Origin of the sequence: Paenibacillus sp. BIHB 4019 (assembly GCF_002741035.1) — a bacterium.
Lineage (GTDB): Bacteria > Bacillota > Bacilli > Paenibacillales > Paenibacillaceae > Pristimantibacillus.
In genome coordinates this window covers 6,258,898-6,278,067 of sequence record NZ_CP016808.1, presented here as the reverse complement: position 1 = coordinate 6,278,067, position 19,170 = coordinate 6,258,898, and the positions used below count along the sequence as shown (strand labels likewise).

At 52.2% G+C, this 19,170-nt stretch carries 18 protein-coding genes; 16 read left to right on the top strand and 2 right to left on the bottom strand.

What is annotated here, in order from left to right; translation table 11 throughout:
* Nucleotides 1–27: 27 nt before the first annotated feature.
* Nucleotides 28–1,254, bottom strand: a complete 1,227-nt coding sequence (locus tag BBD42_RS27195) for a nucleoside recognition domain-containing protein (protein WP_099520703.1) — start codon at nucleotides 1,252–1,254, stop codon at nucleotides 28–30.
* 287 nt (nucleotides 1,255–1,541) lie between these two features.
* Here BBD42_RS27195 and BBD42_RS27190 point away from each other — a divergent pair, with 287 nt between their 5' ends.
* Nucleotides 1,542–2,645 carry a YlbL family protein gene (locus BBD42_RS27190; RefSeq protein ID WP_099520702.1) on the top strand — a complete coding sequence of 368 codons (1,104 nt, stop codon included), beginning with the start codon at nucleotides 1,542–1,544 and terminating at the stop codon, nucleotides 2,643–2,645.
* A 10-nt stretch (nucleotides 2,646–2,655) separates the two neighbouring features.
* On the opposite strand, the gene BBD42_RS27185 is transcribed toward BBD42_RS27190, so the two are convergent.
* The gene (locus tag BBD42_RS27185; RefSeq protein ID WP_099520701.1) at nucleotides 2,656–3,900 is read right to left on the bottom strand and encodes a nucleotidyltransferase; all 1,245 of its coding nucleotides are present in this window, start codon (nucleotides 3,898–3,900) and stop codon (nucleotides 2,656–2,658) included.
* Nucleotides 3,901–4,284: 384 nt separating this feature from the next.
* Between BBD42_RS27185 and BBD42_RS27180 the strand changes: the two genes are divergently transcribed.
* The 15 genes from BBD42_RS27180 (at nucleotide 4,285) to rpsP (ending at nucleotide 19,150) form a co-directional block, all read left to right on the top strand.
* The gene (locus BBD42_RS27180) at nucleotides 4,285–4,812 is read left to right on the top strand and encodes a YceD family protein (RefSeq protein ID WP_099520700.1); all 528 of its coding nucleotides are present in this window, start codon (nucleotides 4,285–4,287) and stop codon (nucleotides 4,810–4,812) included.
* 38 nt (nucleotides 4,813–4,850) lie between these two features.
* The gene (gene rpmF / locus BBD42_RS27175) at nucleotides 4,851–5,024 is read left to right on the top strand and encodes a 50S ribosomal protein L32 (protein WP_042160385.1); all 174 of its coding nucleotides are present in this window, start codon (nucleotides 4,851–4,853) and stop codon (nucleotides 5,022–5,024) included.
* Between the two features lie 305 nt (nucleotides 5,025–5,329).
* Nucleotides 5,330–5,926, top strand: a complete 597-nt coding sequence (gene fapR / locus BBD42_RS27170) for a transcription factor FapR (protein ID WP_172455741.1) — start codon at nucleotides 5,330–5,332, stop codon at nucleotides 5,924–5,926.
* Nucleotides 5,910–6,899 (top strand): phosphate acyltransferase PlsX, encoded by a 990-nt coding sequence (gene plsX, locus BBD42_RS27165; RefSeq protein WP_056038340.1) that lies wholly within the window; start codon nucleotides 5,910–5,912, stop codon nucleotides 6,897–6,899. The genes fapR and plsX overlap by 17 nt, the downstream gene beginning before the upstream one ends.
* Nucleotides 6,900–6,909: 10 nt before the next feature.
* The gene (locus BBD42_RS27160; RefSeq protein ID WP_056039075.1) at nucleotides 6,910–7,896 is read left to right on the top strand and encodes a beta-ketoacyl-ACP synthase III; all 987 of its coding nucleotides are present in this window, start codon (nucleotides 6,910–6,912) and stop codon (nucleotides 7,894–7,896) included.
* Nucleotides 7,897–7,911: 15 nt separating this feature from the next.
* A complete protein-coding gene (gene fabD / locus BBD42_RS27155; protein WP_099520699.1) occupies nucleotides 7,912–8,844 on the top strand; it encodes an ACP S-malonyltransferase in 933 nt (310 codons plus the stop codon).
* Between the two features lie 13 nt (nucleotides 8,845–8,857).
* Nucleotides 8,858–9,607 carry a 3-oxoacyl-[acyl-carrier-protein] reductase gene (fabG, locus tag BBD42_RS27150; protein WP_099520698.1) on the top strand — a complete coding sequence of 250 codons (750 nt, stop codon included), beginning with the start codon at nucleotides 8,858–8,860 and terminating at the stop codon, nucleotides 9,605–9,607.
* 95 nt (nucleotides 9,608–9,702) lie between these two features.
* Nucleotides 9,703–9,936, top strand: a complete 234-nt coding sequence (gene acpP / locus BBD42_RS27145) for an acyl carrier protein (protein WP_046230681.1) — start codon at nucleotides 9,703–9,705, stop codon at nucleotides 9,934–9,936.
* 153 nt (nucleotides 9,937–10,089) lie between these two features.
* On the top strand, nucleotides 10,090–11,331 hold the full coding sequence (gene fabF, locus BBD42_RS27140; RefSeq protein ID WP_056038332.1) for a beta-ketoacyl-ACP synthase II: 1,242 nt from the start codon (nucleotides 10,090–10,092) through the stop codon (nucleotides 11,329–11,331).
* The gene (rnc, locus tag BBD42_RS27135; protein WP_056038330.1) at nucleotides 11,321–12,022 is read left to right on the top strand and encodes a ribonuclease III; all 702 of its coding nucleotides are present in this window, start codon (nucleotides 11,321–11,323) and stop codon (nucleotides 12,020–12,022) included. Before fabF ends, rnc begins: the two co-directional genes overlap by 11 nt.
* A gap of 151 nt (nucleotides 12,023–12,173) precedes the next feature.
* Nucleotides 12,174–15,752: a chromosome segregation protein SMC gene (gene smc / locus BBD42_RS27130; protein ID WP_099520697.1), complete on the top strand. Its 3,579-nt coding sequence runs from the start codon at nucleotides 12,174–12,176 to the stop codon at nucleotides 15,750–15,752.
* 62 nt (nucleotides 15,753–15,814) lie between these two features.
* Complete coding sequence (ftsY, locus tag BBD42_RS27125) at nucleotides 15,815–16,828, top strand: signal recognition particle-docking protein FtsY (protein WP_099520696.1); 1,014 nt, start codon at nucleotides 15,815–15,817, stop codon at nucleotides 16,826–16,828.
* A 240-nt stretch (nucleotides 16,829–17,068) separates the two neighbouring features.
* The gene (ylxM, locus tag BBD42_RS27120; protein WP_056038321.1) at nucleotides 17,069–17,437 is read left to right on the top strand and encodes a YlxM family DNA-binding protein; all 369 of its coding nucleotides are present in this window, start codon (nucleotides 17,069–17,071) and stop codon (nucleotides 17,435–17,437) included.
* Between the two features lie 23 nt (nucleotides 17,438–17,460).
* Nucleotides 17,461–18,837, top strand: a complete 1,377-nt coding sequence (gene ffh, locus BBD42_RS27115) for a signal recognition particle protein (protein ID WP_099520695.1) — start codon at nucleotides 17,461–17,463, stop codon at nucleotides 18,835–18,837.
* Nucleotides 18,838–18,877: 40 nt separating this feature from the next.
* Nucleotides 18,878–19,150: a 30S ribosomal protein S16 gene (gene rpsP, locus BBD42_RS27110; RefSeq protein WP_046230688.1), complete on the top strand. Its 273-nt coding sequence runs from the start codon at nucleotides 18,878–18,880 to the stop codon at nucleotides 19,148–19,150.
* Nucleotides 19,151–19,170: the final 20 nt, after the last annotated feature.

The following is a 19,170-nucleotide window of genomic DNA, read 5'->3' as shown; positions in this document are numbered from 1 at the left end:
AGCTGTATCCATAGTTGAAACCAGGCTTTATTTAGGTGTTTCAGCCTCTCTTCGTGCCAGCAAATACAGAGCTGCGAGCAGCAGTACGAGCAGCGCTGATGCAGCCAACGTATAGGGCCATATATTAGGGAAATGCTGCGCGTGAAAATAGCCCGGAAAAGGGCTGTTCATCCACGCCCCGTTTGATGAAACAGCTGGCAGCGCGCTAGCGGCTTGCCGCAAAAAATCAAAAGGGGCGCTGGCGAGCAGCAGCTGCGCCGGCTTCCACAAGAGCACCACGAACCAAGCGGCATGCCCGGCATGAAGCAGCTTGGCGCCAGCGAGCGGAAGCAGCTTCAGGTCTGTGCCGCTCGTTGAGTAGCCTGCCTGCAGCAGTCCGCTGATGCCGCTCCATGCGAGTATCGCGGCGGTGATTGCTGTGCTCAGCACAGGTGCCAGGTTCGGTGCTTCCAATACGGCAGCTGTGTAGGTGCCGATATGGCTTTCGAGCAGCGCGGGCAGGAAGAGCGCTTCCCACCAGCTTCCTGAGCTGATGAACAGCCAAAGCGGCTGCATAAGCCGGGCGATGACAGCGGTGAAAATGATCAGGCCGCCAATCAGCATCAGCTTCTGCACGCCGCCGGAAACGGCTTCGCCGAGCGCTCGCCCGAAGCCGCGGCCGTCGCTTTCCCTCGCGGCGGTGATCGCCTTGGCCGCCCGCTCGACCAATCGGCCTTCCTGCACCTGGGCGGCGCGGGCCGGGAAAGCCTCGGACCTGCTGGTGAGCAGCAGCAGCCAGGCTGTCCACAGCGCAGACAGCCAGACGGCTGCTGCGATCAAGAGCCCCAGCTCCGGCTGATGCATAAAGCCTGCGCCGAGAACAACAAGCATGAAAATAGGATTTGGCATATGTGAAAAGGCGAGCAGCCGCTGGCCTTCTTGGAGCGTAACATGCCCATGCCTGCGAAGCACGGCCGTCGTTTCAGCACCGGCGGGAAAGCCGGATAGCCAGCCGAACAGCAAGGGGAGTGCAGCCTCTCCGGGAAGGCGGAACAACCGACGCATAAGAGGCTGGAGCAGCACGCCAATTCCGTGAACGAGGCCAAAGGCGGTAATGAGCTCAAATAGGACGAGAAACGGCAGCAGTCCGGGAAAAACAATATTCCACCATAAGGTCAGCCCTTGAAGGGAAGCTTGAAAGGCTGCCTCGGACTGGTAAATAACAGCTCCGACCAGCAGAATGGATGCTAGCGCTGCGAGCAAGGTTTTAGCCACTGGACGATCAACTCCATTTCAGGTCATCGTATCTTAGGGAATGGAATGCATTCGATAAGGGCGAAAATATCCATTTTACAGCTGCGCTTATGGAAAATGCGGGCTTTTTGCAGCGCCTGCAAGGCCGCCAAAGAGAACTTTTGCAATACTGCGGTTGCTTGAGAGCGCTGGGAGATTGCAAATGGCAGCTAGTATAGCGGCTTGTACGATATGTATGCACTCGCTTGGCCCGTTAGACCGTTGTTATATGTGATAAAGAAGCTTTATGAGGAACGGAGGGGCGCAAGTTGTCCTTGAAATCGTCTGGAGTAAGGCAGCTAGGTTTTACTATGATGGCGACCGCTTTATTCATGTATTTGCTGTTGTACGCACCAACGCCCTATGTCATGTACGAGCCTGGGCTTGCTGCTCCGACGAAGCCGATGGTGCGTTTGGTAAATGAGCGGAATGGCGATGCAGCGGTGAAGCCTTCATCAAGCCCATCGTCCAATTCAACGCCAGAAGAGGGCGCTTTTCTTATGACGGCTGTCAGGCTCTCGGATGCGAATTGGTGGGAAACCCTCTCTTCGGCATGGGATAAGGATATCGCGACATACAGCCGCTCATCGATTTTACGCGGCTATACGGAGCAGGAATATGCCGAAAGAATGACGGTCGTCATGCAAGGCTCGCAAAATCAAGCTATTGAAGCGGCCTACCGCTTCGCCCATCTTTCCTATCAATCAGTGGTCGACAGCATTGCGGTGTCGGATGTGTTGCAGGAAAGTGACGGCAGTGAGGGAAGTGGATGGGAGCCTGGAGATGTTCTTGTTTCGTTAAAAGGCGGCAAGCCATTTGCGGATGCCAAGCAAATGGTCAACGAGCTTGGTGCCTATAAGGCTGGCGATGAGGCTGTATTTGCCGTAAAGCGGAGAGGAGCGGAGCAAGAGGTTACGATTACGCTGGGCGCCTATGAGGCTCCTTTAACGTTGGACAAGCTTCCTAGCGTGCTTGGCGGTGTACAGCTTGCTGAACTTCGCAGCCTGCAGCCGGATGACAGCCGCTTTAAGCTGCAAATCGATGCAGGAGCCATTGGCGGCCCCTCGGCGGGGTTGATGTTTGCTCTGCAGTCGCTTGATTTGCTGCTCGGCAAGCAGGATTTGACGGGTGGCGCGATTATTGCCGGAACAGGTACAATCGCAGCGGATGGGACGGTCGGTGAAATTGGCGGAATCGCATTTAAGGTCATTGCGGCGAGCCGCGAGGGAGCTGAGCTGTTTCTCGCCCCGTCCGCGAACTACAAGGAGGCTGCGGACAAGGCGAAGGACATGGGAACGAGCATGAAGGTCGTCAGCGTGAATAGCCTTAGCGAGGCTAAGCAGGTCATTGAGCAGTATGTCAGCGAAAAATAGGCCGTGTGAATTAGAGCATGATCGGCTTGGCATAATAGTCGCGAAATAAGGCGCCGGGCTGCTGGCTTCCTGTACTAGCGAGCATATAGGCAGCAGTCGCTTGCGTATCAAGCTCTAAATAACGGTAGGGCTGCTCGGCAGCCGACGTGCTTAACAGCACAGGCAACGTCGCGGTCGTGCGCATTTTTCGCAGCAGCCCTTTGCCTTTTTCGCTAAAACCAAGCACGCGAATATATTGCAGCCCGCTGCGCAGCTTGTCCGGTGTGAAATCCGACTTGGCATGTCCAAGCAAGATCGAAAGCAGAGACCGCTGCAGCTTCGTTCGGGTATAACGTTTCGTTTTGAGCTCAGCAAGCAAATGCTCCACCTGAAGCTCCTTTAGGCGAGGCAGCGTTTTGCGAATGCGGTGTTCAAGCCCCTCCGTTATTTCATGCAGCTCGGCCAGCTGTGCTGCTGAACGGGTGACGATGGCATGCAGCAGCGGGGAGGCGAAGCTGTCCCAGCTTACGGGACTTCGCCCTGCATCCCATTCGCGTGCCAATATTTCATAGGTAGCATCTGGCACGAATGGTTGAATGCCTGCAAGCTGCCGTTCCAGCAGAAGCTGTTTGCGTATGGCTGTAGCGCTGGCAATGGCGCTGTCCGTTACGTCTTCCTGGTTGTAAGCGGCTTTCTCGCGGCGAATCGTAAAAGGCTCCATACGCCCGCGAAGACGCGCAAGGGCGATCAAATAATGCAGCCCCAACGTATGGTTGGGCATGGCAAAAGGAAAAGCGGCAGCCTCCGCCTTGCCTATGCTGCCCAAATAAGCGGCTACCGCGCTGCTGTAAGCGCTTGGGTAGCTCATTCCCGTAGCCAGCAGCTCTTTTAGCTGCGAGGCGAAAGCGGGCGGCTCCTGGGCGATGACGGAGGCGGCATCCATAAGCGGAGCCAAATCGCCGCTTTCCGTGCCGAAGCAGAAGCCATCGACGACGCCCGTTGCCTCCAGCAGCGCAACGGCGCCGTAGGAGAACCATTCCGCTGCCTGTGTAGCGTAGGCTACAGGCAGCTCAATGACGAGATCGCAGCCTCCGCGCAGCGCGGCTTCCGTACGGCTCCATTTGTCCATCACGGCAGGCTCGCCGCGCTGGAGGAAATGCCCGCTCATCACAGCGACAACGGCATCAGATCTGCTTGCCAGCAGCGACTGCTCCAAATGATAGCGATGGCCGTTATGAAACGGATTATATTCAACAATTAATCCTACCGTACGCATATAACCGTGCTCCTTAATTGTAAAATGGGTGCAGTACAAGGTGAAACGGCTGTCGCCGTTCTCTAGTGGGCGCGGCGCGTTTCAGTCCGAGAAATATAAGCCTTTAGTGAGTGTGCAACTTAATCATTGCTTATATTTCAAGCGTAAACGGCTGAAGACGTCTTCTGGCGGCAAAGCAGCCGTTTTGCGATGAAATATAAGCCTATAATAAGTATACAGCTTATAATTGCTTATATTTTAAGAATAGCACAGCTGTGATTATCATATGAATCGTGGCCCTCATTTTCAACCGTTGAAAGTGGAAAATAGCTAATCCTCTGTGAAAATGTTGACAAAACCCTTATAAAATAGCTATAATAAATTTTGTTTGTTTGAGGTGATAATATGCAGTTTCATGTAGAAGAAACGATGTCCAAGAGGTTGAAGCATACAATCAATGAATCCATTGATGTTGCCCCTCTATTTGAAGGACGGGCTGATGTGATTCACACAGGTCCGCTCCATGTAGCGCTTGAGGTAGAAGGAAATGCAGGGTCGATCTTGGTTGATGGTCAAATGACGATCGATTGGGAGCTTGCTTGCTCCAGATGCTTGGAAGCCGTTCAGGAGCATACAGTCATTCCTTTCTCCGAGCAGTTTGAGCCTGCGCCGAAACGTGGCCAAGACGAGGATGAGCAGGAAGAGGATGACGACAGCGACTTCATTGCGGTATCCGGTGAAAGATTGAATTTGCAGCCTTATGTGGAAGAGGCGCTTCAACTGTTTATGCCGTTTGCCCCGCTTTGCAAGAGCGACTGTAAAGGACTTTGTCACACATGCGGACAGAACTTAAATGAACAGACATGTGGTTGCAACAACGAGAAGCTTGACCATCGTTTTGCAGCATTGAAGGATTTGTTCAAGGATCAATAGTGTATCGCTTCGCGAATATTGTGAAGGAGGTGTTAAACATGGCAGTACCTCAAAGAAGAACGTCCAAAACTCGCCGCGACAAACGTCGCACTCACTTTAAGCTGGCTGTGCCAGGTATGGTAAAATGCGAGCAATGCGGAGAGCTGAAATTGGCTCATCACGTATGCAAAGTGTGCGGATACTACAAAACGAAAGAAATTATTGCTCAATAATTTCCGGGATCTCACAATGGCACTTCATCGCTTGGTGAGGTGCTGTTTTTTTGCACACGTTTAGCTCCTTATAGCAGCGTTTTTCGTTTCTTCTCGGGACGAAGCCGCCTTTAATTAGGTGGAAGTAACCGTCTAGGCTTGCTTCGCTGCTTACAGAGGCTTTTTTTATAGAGAAGTTTAGTACCAGGTGATAATAGCAGATGTTGGTCTGTTGGGCTGACGTTTTTATAAAATATATGATTGGTGAAAAAGGCCGTTTTTGTGCCTGCTCACGCCAGTCCAAGGTGGTGCCGACGATCGAACGAATGCCCAAACGGCAGCGGCATCAGCTGCTTGCCAAACTTATGGAGGAAAATCCGTTCATGACAGACCGGGAGCTTACCAGGCATTTAAAGGTAAGCATCCAAACGATCCGCCTGGATCGGATGGAACTTGGTATTCCCGAACTGCGCGAGCGGCTGAAGCTGATGGCGGAGCGTTCGTACGATACGGTACGGTCATTGCCGCTTCATGAAGTGATAGGTGATATTGTTGATCTTCAGCTGGACAAGAGCGGAATTTCGATCTTTGAAATACGTGAGGAGCATGTGTTCTCGCGAACCGGCATTGCCCGGGGCCATCATGTTTTTGCCCAAGCCAATTCGCTGGCCGTCGCGATTATCGACAATCCCATCGCTTTAACGGTAACGGCGGACATTCGGTTCATTCGCCCGGTAAAATTAGATGAAAAATGCATAGCGAAAGCCTATGTGAGGTCTATTTCCGGCGAACGCACCAAAGCAAAGGTCGAAATTTTCACGTATGTCGGTGAAGAAATGGTTTTTCAAGGGAATTTTGTGATTTTCCGCTCCGCGGGGGAGGCGGAGAATGAAGGAGGGGACGAACATGCGGATCGCCATTGACGCTATGGGCGGAGATAATGCGCCAGGGCTCATTGTGAAGGGCGTGCTTGAAGCCGCGCACGAGTGGCCGGATACGGAGCTTGTATTGGTTGGCGATACTGCCATCATCGAGCAGCTGATGGGTGGCAATAAGCCAGCCAATATTAGCCTCTGTCATGCCGATGAGGTTATCGGACCTGATGATGAGCCGGTAAAGGCTGTTAGGCGTAAAAAAGGGGCTTCCATGGTCGTGGCGGGCCAGCTCGTCCGTGAAAAACGGGCAGATGCGATGTTGTCCGCCGGAAATACCGGAGCATTGATGACGACAGGGCTGCTCGTTGTCGGCCGTCTGGATGGCATCGAGCGCCCGGCGCTTGCGCCTATGCTTCCGACGATGGACGATGTCGGCATGCTGGCGCTTGATTTGGGCGCCAATATGGACGCGAAGCCAGAGCATTTATTGCAATACGCTATTATGGGGAGCATATATCGCTCCAAAGTGCATGGAATGGAAAAGCCGCGTATCGGGCTGCTCAACGTTGGAACGGAAGCTCGCAAAGGCAATGAGCTGACTAAGGCGGCATACGATTTGCTTGAGCAGTCGCCGATTCATTTTATTGGAAATGTTGAGGCAAGAGACGTGCTTAGCCGCAGCTGTGATGTTCTCATTTGCGACGGATTTGCTGGAAATATTATGTTGAAAGCGATGGAAGGCACGGCAGGCAGCCTGTTTGGCTTCATCAAAGACGCTTTTGGCGAAACGCTGCTTACCAAGCTGGCCGGAGCGATTATGCTGCCGAAGCTGCGCAAGCTCAAAAACAAAATGGATTATAAAGAACATGGTAGCGCACCGCTGCTCGGCTTGAACGGGCTCGTCATGAAATGCCACGGCTCCTCTGACGAGGTAGCTGTCAAAAGCGCGATTCGCCAGGCGCGAATTGCCATTCAGGGCAAGCTGACCGAATCGATCGCAGCGGAAATAAGCGGGAAGTGAGTGTGTTGTGGTGAATTTGCATCCTGTAGGCATTATTGGTACAGGCAAATATGTGCCTGAACGTATTATTACGAATCAGCAGCTTGAACAAATGGTTGAAACGAATGATGAGTGGATCGTTACTCGCACCGGGATTAGCGAGCGCCGGATGGCTGCCCCCGAAGAAGCGACTTCAGACCTCGCTTATCAAGCCTCCAAAGCGGCGATTGCAGCTGCGGGGCTTACGGTAGAGGATATCGACCTCATTATCGTGGCGACGATAACGCCTGATATGGCGTTTCCATCGACCTCCTGTCTGCTTCAAGAGAAGCTTGGAGCCAAGCAGGCGGCAGCATTCGATCTTTCCGCAGCTTGCTCGGGCTTTATTTATGGCCTTGCGACAGCAACGAGCATGATTTCTTCCGGCTTGTATAAGCATGTGCTTGTTGTTGGCGCAGAGACGCTTTCGCGCATTACGGACTACACAGACCGCAATACATGCATTTTGTTTGGCGACGGTGCGGGTGCGGTTGTGCTTGGCGAGGTTCCGGAAGGCAGAGGTTTCAAGTCTTTCCAGCTCGGAGCGGATGGAGGCGGCGGCGAGCTGCTGAAAGTAAGCGGCGGCGGCTCCCGCATGCCAGCTTCGGAGGAAAGTGTCGCATCACGGCAGCATTTTATCCATATGGCTGGCAATGATGTGTTTAAATTTGCGGTGCGCATTATGGGCAGCGCAGCAGAGGAAGCGCTTCGCAAAGCGGATATGACGAAGGATCAAATCGATCTGCTTATCCCGCATCAGGCGAATATTCGAATCATTCAATCGGCGCTTAACCGTCTGAATTTGTCTGAGGAGAAATGCATGATCAATTTGAACAACTACGGCAATATGTCGGCAGCATCGATTCCGGTTGCGCTGGCGGAAGCGGTTGAGCAAAATCGTGTGAAAGAAGGAGATGCTCTCGTATTCGTCGGCTTTGGCGGCGGACTGACTTGGGGAGCTTCTGTATTGATTTGGTAACGGAGGGATTGCAGGATGGGTAAAACCGCTTTTGTATTTCCAGGACAAGGCGCTCAGGCTGTAGGGATGGGCAAAGATGTTTATGAAGCGTTCGCGCGCTCGCGCGAGGTTTTTGAACAGGCAGACGAAGCGCTTGGCTTCAAGCTGAGCGAGATTATTTTTGACGGGCCGGAAGATACGCTGAAGCAGACGGCGAATACGCAGCCTGCGCTGCTTACGGTAAGCGTCGCGCTGCTGCAAGCGCTAGAAGGCCGCGGTTTGAAAGCGGACTATGTGGCGGGCCACAGCCTTGGGGAGTACAGCGCGCTAGTAGCTTCGGGCGTTTTGTCCTTTGAGGACGCCGTTCGTACAGTGCGTTCCCGCGGTCTCTTTATGGAGCAGGCGGTTCCGGGTGGACATGGCGCAATGGCAGCTGTCCTTGGCGCAGAGCGCGAGGCGCTTGCCGAGCTATGCCGTACAGTGACGGCAGAAGGCCATGTTGTCGAGCTTGCGAACGTGAACTGCCCAGGGCAGATCGTCGTTTCTGGATCTGCGGCGGGTGTTCAGGCGATTGTCGAACGCGGCAAGGAAGCAGGTTTCAAGCGGGTCATTCCGCTTGAGGTTAGCGGCCCCTTCCATTCATCGCTTATGAAGCCTGCTGCCCAGCAGCTTGCTGGCGTATTGGCAGACGTAAGCATGAGCGATGCAGCTGTGCCTGTTGTAGCTAACGTTACTGCTAGCGCAGTGATGGATGCGGCGGAACTTCGCGGACTGCTGGTCGAGCAAGTCTACTCGCCCGTATTGTGGGAAGACAGCGTTCGTTATTTAATCGCGGAAGGTGTAGATACTTTCGTGGAAATCGGTTCAGGCACGGTGCTTGCCGGCTTGATCAAAAAAATCGATAAATCCGTCAAGGTGATCTCGCTTAACAGCATCGCAGCTCTGGATGCTCTGCAAGCAGCCGAATAGGGGAGGTTTTATCATGTTCGCGAATTTGGAAGGCAAGAAGGCGCTTGTAACGGGCGCTTCCCGTGGAATAGGTAGAGCGATTGCGATCGCGCTGGCAGAAGCCGGGGCCGATGTGGCCATTAACTATTCGGGCAGCGAGGCAGCCGCCGCTGAGACAGCTCAAGCTGTAGAGGCGCTTGGACGCCGTGCAATTGTACTGCAGGCTAATGTAGGCAAGGCAGCTGAATTCGAGGCTATGGTCAAGGATGTGCTTGAGCAGTTCGGTGCTATTGATATTTTGGTAAATAATGCCGGGATTACAAGGGACAACCTGATCATGCGTATGAAGGAAGAGGAATTTGACCAAGTTATTGAGACGAACTTGAAGGGAGTATTCAATGGCATCAAGGCGGTTACTCGTCCAATGATGAAGCAGCGTTCAGGCCGCATTATTAATATTTCATCCGTTGTTGGGGTGCTTGGCAATCCTGGACAAGCTAACTATGTTGCCGCTAAGGCTGGCGTTATTGGCCTTACGAAAGCTAGCGCGAAGGAACTGGCTTCGCGCGGCATTACGGTCAACTGCGTCGCGCCAGGCTTCATTCAGACGGAAATGACGGACAAGCTTCCGGAAGAAATGAAGGAATCGCTTGCCGGTCAAATTCCGCTTGCGCGCCTTGGCAGCCCTGAGGATATTGCAGCAGCTGTACGTTTCCTGGCGTCTGATGTAGCAGGCTATATGACGGGTCAAACCGTTCATGTAGATGGCGGCATGTACATGTAAAAAAAGTGCCGCAAAGACCTTGCCGGGAATTAAAACGGTTACGTATGGCATTTTAGTTTTAATTCTCGTATAATACCAAAGAGGAGGTGAACCGGATGTCCGAAGTAATAGATCGCGTAAAACGTATCGTTGTAGACCGCCTAGGTGTAGACGAAGCGGAAGTAACGCTTGAAGCTTCATTTAAAGATGACCTCGGCGCTGACTCGCTCGATGTCGTGGAATTGGTCATGGAGCTTGAAGACGAGTTCGATATGGAGATCTCTGATGAAGATGCAGAGAAAATCACAACAGTAGGAGAAGTTGTTAAATACATACAATCTCTTAACTAAGGAAGCCTGGGTCCCGTTGTCACAAACGGGACTTCTCTCCATCTAGGGCATGTGATTATAAAGACGAATAAATGAGCGTAAGAGCTATTTATATATAAAAGATACAGCGCAGCAGCGTGTTATCTATATTGCAGTTCATAGAGGTGAATCGAAATGAAGCAAAGAGTTGTCGTTACAGGTATGGGAGTTATGACTTCCCTCGGATATGAGCTTGAGGAGTTTTGGGGCAATTTGCTCGCAGGCAAGTCTGGTGTGTCCGTTGTGGAAGCGTTCGATTTTTCAGAATACCCAACGTACATTGCCGCAGAAATCAAAAACTTCAATCCGGAGGATTTCGGATTGGACAAGAAGGAAGCGCGCCGTATGGACCGCTTCGTGCAGTTCGCTGCGGTAGCCAGCCAATTGGCGGTTAAGGATGCAGATTTAAAAATCGGTGAAAACGCTGATGAAGAACGCGTAGGCGTTATGATTGGTTCCGGAATTGGCGGCCTGGGCACTTGGGAAGATCAGCATAATATTTTGCTGGAAAAAGGCCCGAAGCGCGTCAGCCCGTTTTTTATTCCAATGATGATCGCCAATATGGCATCTGGTCAAGTATCCATGCTGACTGGCGCGAAAGGACCGAACAGCACGGCGGTTACCGCTTGTGCGACAGGCACGCATTCCATTGGTGATTCTTATAAAATGATTATGCGCGGCGACGCTGATGTCATGCTGTGCGGCGGTGCTGAGGCGACTATCCGTCCAACGGGAATGGCCGGCTTCTGCTCCATGCGCGCCATGTCCGTTCGCAATGATGAGCCAAGCAAAGCGAGCCGTCCTTTCGATATTGACCGCGATGGTTTCGTTATGGGCGAGGGTGCAGGCGTGCTTGTATTGGAATCTCTCGAGCATGCCCAAAAACGTGGAGCTCGGATCTACGCTGAAATTATTGGCTATGGCATGAGCGGCGATGCGCATCATATGACAGAGCCGGATCCAGACGGCGCAGCACGCTGTATGGTGAAAGCGCTCAAAGATGCTGGACTTGCTCCAGAAGAAATCGATTATATTAATGCTCACGGCACTTCAACGCCAGTAGGCGACCGTTCGGAGACGAAAGCGATTAAGAAAGCATTTGGCGACCATGCCTATAAGCTGGCAGTCAGCTCGACGAAGTCGATGACGGGACATTTGCTTGGCGCAGCCGGCGGAGTGGAAGCGGTTATTTTAGGCTTGACGCTGCAAAACGGTATCATTGCACCAACGATTAACTTAGACAACCAGGATCCAGAATGTGATTTGGATTATGTGCCGAATGAGCCGCGCAAAGCGGATGTTCGAATCGCAATGTCCAACTCCTTCGGTTTCGGCGGTCATAATGCGACGATCGTGATGAAAGTTTATGAAGCATGATTCTCTAAGCGAGCTGCAGTCGCGTCTGGGGCTACGCTTCAAACAACATAGGCTGCTGAAGCAAGCTTTCACGCATACGTCGTATGTAAATGAGCATAAACATGGCACAATCGAGCATAATGAGCGTTTGGAGTTTTTGGGCGATGCGGTATTGCAGCTGCTCGTCTCGGAATTTCTGTTTCGCTCATATCCACGCCGGCCGGAGGGCGAGCTTACGCGTATGCGCGCCTCGGTCGTATGTGAACCGTCACTTGCCCTTTTTGCGGAACGGCTCGCTCTTGGCGCTTATGTCCTGCTGGGACGGGGCGAAGAGCAGCTGGGCGGCAGACAAAGGCCGGCACTGCTGGCGGATTTGTTTGAAGCGTTTGTCGGTGCGATTTTTCTCGATGCGGGTATGGACCGGGCTCGTGCTTTTCTTGAAGAGCATGTGTTTCCATTCATCGAATCGAACGATTACGGCCTGCTCGTGAAGGATTTCAAATCCAAGCTGCAGGAGCGCGCCCAGCATCATGGGCTCGGTACGGTAGAATACCGGATTACCGAGGAGCGCGGACCGGCGCATGATCGGGAGTTTGTCGTGGAAGTGATTTTGGGTGATGCCAGATGCGGCAGCGGCAGCGGTCGGACGAAGAAGGAAGCGGAGCAGCGCGCAGCGGAAGAAGCGTGGCACTCCCTTTCCGCTCAGCCGTAAAGAGGAAGCTATAGGAAGAGGCTACTGGGATTGGTATAAATCCTTGTGGCCTCTTTTTTTAATTATAAGAGTAGTTGCCAGAAGGCATAAAGTGAGGTTATCCGGCGTCTGGATTTTGTGGTACAATAGCGGGTGAGGTGAAAGACAATTTATGTTCCTTAAGCGTATTGAACTAGCAGGTTTTAAATCGTTTGCCGATAAGACGGAGATGGAGTTCGTTACGGGGATTACGGCAGTGGTCGGCCCTAACGGCAGCGGCAAAAGCAATATTTCCGACGGCATCCGCTGGGTGCTCGGCGAGCAAAGCGCCAAAAGCCTTCGCGGCGGCAAAATGGAAGATATTATTTTCGCCGGAAGCGACGCGCGCAAAGCAGTCAATTATGGCGAAGTGTCGCTGACGCTCGACAATACGGATGGAGCACTGCCACTGGAGTACAATGAGGTGACAGTAACCCGCCGTGTCCATCGCAGCGGTGACAGTGAATATATGATTAACAAGCAATCATGTCGGCTCAAGGATATTACGGAGCTGTTTATGGATACGGGAATCGGCAAGGAAGCTTATTCGATTATCGGGCAAGGCCGAATTGAGGAAATACTAAGCACAAGGTCTGAGGATCGCCGTGGTATTTTTGAAGAAGCTTCCGGTATCGTTAAATATAAATCGCGCAAGCGTGAAGCTCAGAAGAAGCTTGATGAGACGGAGCAGAACCTGCTGCGCATTCACGATTTGGTTACTGAGCTCGAAGACCAGGTTGGGCCGCTTAAGGAACAATCGGAGAAAGCGATTCATTATAAAGCGCTGCGGGAGCAGCTGCGGACGAAAGAAATTTCCATGTACGTTCATAACATTGATTCGGTCCATAAATCTTGGTCGGAGGCAAATGCCAAGCTGGAGCTGCTCAAGCAAAGCGAGCTGGAGCTGTCAACGGTTGTGAGCAAGCATGATGCGCATTTGGAGAAGGATCGCCTTGCGCTGCGCGAAATTGAGGAGAAGCTCGACCGCCTTCATGAAGCGATGCTGCAATACAGCGAGGATTATGAAAAATGCGAGGGCTACGGCGAGGTTTTGAAGGAACGCAAACGCAACTTGGAGCATAACAAGCTGCAACTTGAGGAATCCGCTGCTTCTCAGGATGCCCGCATTGGCACTCTGATGCAGGAAGAGGCGGAATTCCGCAGCCGTGCAGCTGCTCTGGAGCTGCAGCTTGCCGATTTGAAAGCCAAGCTGGCTGAAGAGGAAGACCGTCTTATTGGTGTTGTAGGCGGAGCTGCGCCGGATGCCGAGGAGACGCTGAAGGGCGAGCTGCTTGATGTGCTTAGTGCGATGGCGGAGCTGCGCAACGAAATTCGTTATGCCCAGCAGCAGAAGGAAGCAGTTGGACGGCGGATGGAGCGTCTTGGCGAGGATGAGCTGAAGTGGAAAGAGCAGAAGCGGAAAAGTGGAGCTAGACGTGCGCAGCTGGAAGCACAGCTGGAAGCGATTTTGAAAGATATTAATGGCGCTCGCAACAAATACATAGATGAGGCTGAAAAAGCGAAGCAGACCGGGCAGTATGTAGATGAGGCGGCTGTTGCTATTCGCAAATGGGAGCAAAAAATCGACGCCAGCATTTCCCGTCGCGATACGATGAAAGAAATGCAGGATGCACTAGACGGTTTTATGCATGGCGTTCGGGAGGTGCTCAAGGCGTCGCGCCGCACTTCGGGCGGCATTAGCGGCGTTCATGGCGCGGTTGCTGAACTGGTTCGCGTGCCAGAGCGAATCGAGGTAGCGGTTGAAACAGCGCTTGGCGGTGCGCTTCAGCATGTGGTCATGGAGGATGAGAAGACCGCTCGCGCAGCGATTGCATTTTTGAAGCAGCGTCAGCTGGGCCGGGCTACTTTTCTGCCTCTCGATGTCATTCGCGGAAGGCAAGTGCCTGAGCATGACAGACGGCTTGCTGAAAACGCAGAAGGTTTTGTAGGCGTTGCTGCTGATCTGGTCTCTTGCGACCCGCAATATAAGTCTATTATTCAAAACTTGCTCGGCAATGTATTGCTTGCTGAAAATTTGGAGCAGGCGAACCGTATCGCTTCAAAATGTCAATATCGCTACCGGGTTGTAACGCTTGAGGGCGATGTTGTAAATGCCGGGGGTTCGATGACGGGCGGAAGCTTGCAGAAAAAAGGGGCAAGCTTGCTTGGACGGCAGCGGCAAATTGAAGGGCTGGATGAGGAAATTACGGCAGCTGAGGCAACGATGAAGCAGCTCCGCGACAAGCTCAGCGACCTACGCAAGGAGCAGTCGATCCGATCGCAAAATATGGAGGAGCTGCGCTCGCGTTCGGAGCAATCGCGTATTGACGAGCAGCAGGTGCGGGCAGAGCTTCAGCAGATGCTGTCTGAGGAAAAGCAGCTTAACGAGCAGGAACAGCTGTATTCTGCTGATCGCAGCAGCCATTTGGCGGAGCAGCAAACGATGCAGGCTACTACCGAAGAAGCGCAGGCGAAGCTTGAGAAGCTGGTAGCAGATGAAGCTAGGCTGCAGGAGGCGATCAAGCTTGCCGAGGAGCGCCGCAAAGCGAGCGAGACGGCGAAGGAAGCGCTGCAAGGCCAGCTGACAGATTTGAAAATCAGCTCAGCCAAGACGGACCAAGAAAAGCAGTCGTTTGAAGACCAAGCCGCCCGTGTTCGGGCTGATATTGTACGAGCGAAGCAGGAGCTTGGCAATGTCCGTTCCCTGCTTGCACAGCAGGAAGAGGAGATTGCTCGCCATGCAGACGAGAGCGTGCAGCAGATGGAGCAGCTTAATCACCTGAAGCTTAAGAAGCAGGAATGTGCGGAGCAGACGGATTTGCAGCGTTCGGCAAGAGCCGATCGAATCCGTGAGCTGGAACAGGGCGAGAGCGAGACGAAGGAGCAGCGTACGCAGCTCCGGCAAATCGAGGAGCAGCTGCGCCAAAACGAAATTGCCGCGAATCGCCTTGATGTGGAGCTGGACAATTTGCTGCGCAAGCTCAGCGAGGAATATGAGCTGAGCATTGAGCTGGCGAGGGAGCAATACCCGGTGCCTGAAGATGTCATTGGCACACAAAATCTGGTTCGTGATTTGAAGCGCCAAATTACGATGCTAGGCGACGTGAATCTGGGCGCTATTGACGAGTATGAACGCGTCAAGGAGCGATATGAGTTTTTATCAGAGCAGAAGGATGATCTGGTGGAAGCCAAGACGACGCTTTATCAAGTTATTCGCGAGATGGACGATGAAATGTCGAAACGGTTCAAAACGACCTTTGAAGCGATTAGAGGCCACTTCAGCATCGTGTTTGCGAAGCTGTTTGGCGGCGGCCGTGCAGATCTTGTTCTGGTCGAGCCGGATCGCGTGCTTGATACGGGTATCGACATTGTAGCGCAGCCGCCAGGCAAGAAGCTGCAAAACTTGCAGCTTCTCTCCGGCGGTGAGCGGGCGCTTACGGCAATTGCGCTGCTGTTTGCCATTTTGCAGGTGAAGCCAGTGCCTTTCTGTGTATTAGATGAGGTAGAGGCAGCGCTTGATGAGGCGAATGTATCCAGGTTTGCCCAATATTTGCGTGAATTTTCCGAGCTCACCCAGTTTATCGTCGTTACCCACCGCAAAGGCACGATGGAGGAAGCCGATGTGCTGTATGGCGTAACGATGGAGGAAGGCGGCGTATCGAAGCTCGTATCGGTGCGTCTGGAGGAAGAAGAGGAGCAGGCTACCGCGTAGCATGCGGCTCTAAGCATGAGGAAAGAATACATGATAGTTACAAAGACGGGGGAGCAATCGCGATGAGTTTTTTCAAAAGATTGAAGGAAAGCATCGCTTCCAAGACGGAAGCGGTCACGACGATATTTAAAGAAGGATTAACCAAAACCCGTACAGCGTTTGTTGAAAAGGTAGAAGAGCTCATTACGCGCCGGAAAAAGATTGACGAGGAGTTTTACGAGGAGCTTGAGGAAATATTGATTGGCGCCGATGTAGGCGTCAATACCGTGATGAAGCTGATTGACGAGCTGCGCGCGGAAGTGAAAAAACGCAAAATCGAAGATGCGGCGGATTTGCAGCCGGTATTGTCGGAGAAGCTTGTTGAGCTGCTCAAGGGAGATGACAACGAGAAAACAGCGCTTCGCATGTCGGATAGCGGCATCACTGTTATTTTGTTCGTCGGCGTCAATGGCGTTGGCAAAACGACGACGATCGGCAAGCTGGCCCACAAGTATAAAAATGAGGGCAAAAGCGTCCTGCTGGCAGCGGGGGATACGTTCCGCGCCGGTGCCATTGAGCAGCTGGAGGTGTGGGGCCAGCGCGTAGGCGTTGACGTTATTAAGCAGCAGTCCGGCTCCGATCCGGCAGCCGTCATGTTTGATGCGGTGCAGGCAGCGAAGCAGCGGGGCGTAGATATTTTGCTTTGCGACACAGCGGGAAGGCTGCAAAACAAGTCCAATCTGATGGAAGAGCTCAATAAAATTTTCCGCGTCATTCAGCGTGAAATTCCGGATGCGCCTCATGAGGTGCTGCTGGTGCTCGATGCGACTACTGGGCAAAATGCACTCAGCCAAGCGAAGCTGTTCGGCGAGAAAAGCGGCGTAACCGGCCTCGTATTGACGAAGCTTGATGGTACCGCTAAAGGCGGCATCGTCATCGCTATCCGCAATGAGCTGAATTTGCCAGTGAAGCTGGTAGGTTTAGGCGAGAAGATGACGGATTTGCAACAATTTGATTCGGAGCAGTTTGTACATGCCTTGTTTGCGGGCCTTATTAAAGATCAAGAGGGATCGGAAGAGGCGGAAACGCAGCAGTAAATAAGCTTTTTGAAAATATAAGCGGAGTATAAGTTTCCCACTTATACTCCGCTTATATTTCACCGCGAAACGTTAGCTTTACCGTCAGAGGAAGGCTATCGGCCGTTTGCGCTTGGCCTAAAATGCATCCATTAAGGGATGACAAGGTTTAAAGCTTGACAGTGCCTGCTTCAATCGTGTAAGATAAGAGACGTTGCTTAGGTGTAAAGGATTTACCCTTGACGGGAAGGAGCAAAGGTCATGAATGCTAGTGAACCAGACGCCCTTGCGAAGACGACCCGAATTAATTTATTGTTTGACTTTTATGAGCCCCTGCTCACTGAGAAGCAGAGGACTTCACTTAAATATTATTTTCACGATGATTTCTCGCTTGGAGAAATTGCAGCGGAATCCGGCATTAGCAGGCAGGCGGTTTATGAGCATGTGAAGCGCGCGGTGCAGGTGCTTGAAAGCTACGAAGGCAAGCTTCGCTTGCTGGAGAAGCATGAAGCGCTGCAGCAGCTTGCCGAACATCTGGGAAATAGCGTAACAGAGCTTTCCCTTGGTACGGATGCCAAGCAGGGAATTCTAGATATAATTGAGCAATTAATAACGACGAACAACAGGTAAGGAAATAACGGAGGTGATGGATCATGGCGGCATTTGAAAGCTTGTCAAGCCGATTGCAAAACGTTTTTAGCAAGCTGAAGGGCAAAGGCAAAGTATCCGATGCTGATGTAAACGAGGCGATGCGTGAAGTGCGTCTTGCGCTGCTGGAGGCAGACGTTAACTTTAAAGTCGTCAAAGATTTTATCGCCAAAGTAAAGGAACAGGCTATTGGCCAGGAAGTGGAGAAAAGCTTTACTCCAGGCATGGTCATTATTAACATCGTTAATAAAGAACTGACCGAGCTGATGGGCGGTACGCAAAGCAAGCTGGCGAAAGCCAATAAACCGCCAACAGTTATTATGATGGTCGGCTTGCAGGGCGCAGGTAAAACAACGACATCCGGCAAGCTTGCCAAGCTTCTGCAGAAGAGCAATCATAAGCCTTTGCTTGTAGCCTGCGATATTTATCGTCCAGCTGCGATCAAACAGCTGCAAGTGCTCGGCGAGCAGATCAATGCTCCGGTGTTTTCGCTTGGCGATCAAGCTTCTCCGGTAGAAATTGCGAAGCAAGGCTTGCAGCATGCGAAAGAAAATCATAATGACTACGTCATTATTGATACAGCGGGACGGCTTCATATCGACGAAACGCTGATGGACGAGCTGAAGCAAATTCATCAGCTGGTTAAGCCCGATGAAGTGCTTCTCGTTGTTGACTCCATGACAGGTCAAGATGCAGTCAACGTAGCACAAAGCTTCCATGAGCAGCTTGAGCTGACCGGTGTTGTATTGACGAAGCTTGACGGCGACACCCGTGGTGGTGCGGCATTATCCGTTAAAGCTGTAACAGGCCAGCCAATCAAGTTTGCTGCTATGGGCGAGAAGATCGATTCGCTTGAACCGTTCTATCCAGACCGGATGGCGTCGCGAATTCTCGGCATGGGCGACATGCTTTCGCTTATCGAGAAAGCCCAAATGAACATTGATGCAGACAAAGCTGCCGAGATGGAGCGCAAGATGCGCACGGCCGAGTTTACATTTGATGATTTTCTGGAGCAAATGGCGCAGGTTCGCAATTTGGGGCCGATTGATCAGCTAATGGATATGCTTCCAGGAATGGGCAAGGTCAAAGGCCTTAAAGATATGAAAATCGATGAAAAGCAAATCGGCCGTATTGAGGCGATTGTGCGCTCGATGACGAAGGAAGAAAAGACGAAGCCGGAAATTCTCAACCACAGCCGCCGGAAACGGGTTGCTGCTGGCAGCGGAACGTCGGTTGCCGAAGTCAATCGACTGATCAAACAGTTCGATGACATGCGCAAAATGATGAAGCAGTTTTCGTCCATGATGGGGCCTAAAGGCCTTAAGGGCGGCAAGAAGGGCCTTAAAGGCATGCTGGGCAAAGGCATGAAGTTTCCGTTTTAAATAGCAAATCGGTTTATTAGTTGAAGGAGGTGAATTTCACATGGCAGTACGTATTCGTTTGAAACGTATGGGTGCTCACAAAGCCCCTTTTTATCGCGTAGTTGTTTCTAACTCCCGTTCGCCGCGCGACGGTCGCTTTATCGAGGAGATCGGTACTTATAACCCGGTTGCACAACCGGCTCAAGTATCCATCAACGAAGAAAAAGCTTTGAAATGGCTGCAAAACGGAGCGCAAGCTTCGGATACAGCTCGCGACTTGCTTTCCAAAGCAGGCGTAATGAAAAAGTTCCATGAGCTTAAGCAACAGAAATAACTGTTGAACAGCGGAGGGCC